Source organism: Dactylosporangium sp. McL0621, assembly GCF_049995355.1.
Classification (GTDB): Bacteria; Actinomycetota; Actinomycetes; order Mycobacteriales; family Micromonosporaceae; genus Dactylosporangium.
In genome coordinates this window covers 5,436,121-5,437,113 of the sequence record NZ_CP188259.1, presented here as the reverse complement: position 1 = coordinate 5,437,113, position 993 = coordinate 5,436,121, and the positions used below count along the sequence as shown (strand labels likewise).

Sequence of the window (993 nt, the reverse complement as noted above, 5' to 3'; positions counted from 1 at the left end):
GGCAAACTCCAATGCTGGCACGGAAACGTTTGCCGGAGGCTCACGCCGCCGACGTTCCGCCGGGATCAACCAGCATCGGGCCGTGGCGTCGGAGTCCCCGCCCACCGGTCACCCACACTGGCATGCACCCGGGGCCGGGGACAGGGACCACCACAACGCCGTCAGCGCGGCCCCATCCGCTCTCCATCTCCCTCGAAATCGGGTTGGCCGCGGCTACCTTTGGGGGAAGCGGATCCGGCCCCGGTCGCCGACTGTTGCAGCATGAGAACCCGTATGCTCGCCGTGGCGGGCGCAGCGATCGTCGCCTTGGCCGGCTGCGACTCCGGAGGCCCCGCCGCGGCGCCCTCGGCGTCGGCCGGCGGAGCGAGCCGCGAGGCGTACGTCGCGGCCGCCGAATGCATGCGCGCCAACGGTTTCCCCGACTTCCCGGACCCGGTGGAGACCAACGGCCACTGGGGCTTCCCGGCGTCCGTGAACGACCTCGTCAAACAGCCGGCCGGCGAGTGCCAGGACCAGTTCGCCCGCATCGGCGCCATCCCGGCCCGAACCCAGCGCGTGGTCAGCGCCGACGAGATGACCAAACTGCGCAAGTGGGGCGACTGCATCCGCCGCAACGGCCTGCCCAACTGGCCGGACCCGGACAGCGAGGGCACCTTCCACGTCGACTCGCCGCCGGGGGCGGACGACCCGGCGTGGCGCAAGGCGGACGACGCGTGCAGGAGTTTGGAGCCCGGCCCGATCCAGGTCGAGGCGGGTCCCGGTAGCCGGGCAAGCAAGGCCGCCGGGGGCTGATCGCCGCACTTCCCCGTTCCCCCAGCATTACTCCCGGCCCGGACCGTCCCCCGCGGTCCGGGCCCCTTGCTGTTGTCTGGGCCCTTGCTGCCGTCCGGGCCCCTTGCTGTTGTCCGGCCCCTTGCTGTTGTCCGGCCCCTTGCTGTTGTCCGGCCCCTTGCTGTTGTCCGGCCCCTTGCTGTCTGCCGCCCCGCTCGCCGG

Annotated in this window: 1 protein-coding gene; it reads left to right on the top strand. The window is 72.3% G+C overall.

The window, feature by feature from the left end:
- The first annotated feature begins 261 nt into the window (after positions 1-261).
- A complete protein-coding gene (locus tag ACPPVO_RS25910; RefSeq protein WP_426513740.1) occupies positions 262-792 on the top strand; it encodes a hypothetical protein in 531 nt (176 codons plus the stop codon).
- Positions 793-993 lie beyond the last annotated feature (201 nt).

Coding starts and splice junctions, on each gene's coding strand:
- ACPPVO_RS25910 (WP_426513740.1), top strand. CDS start 262: ATGAGAACCCGTATGCTCGCCGTGGCGGGCGCAGCGATCGTCGCCTTG.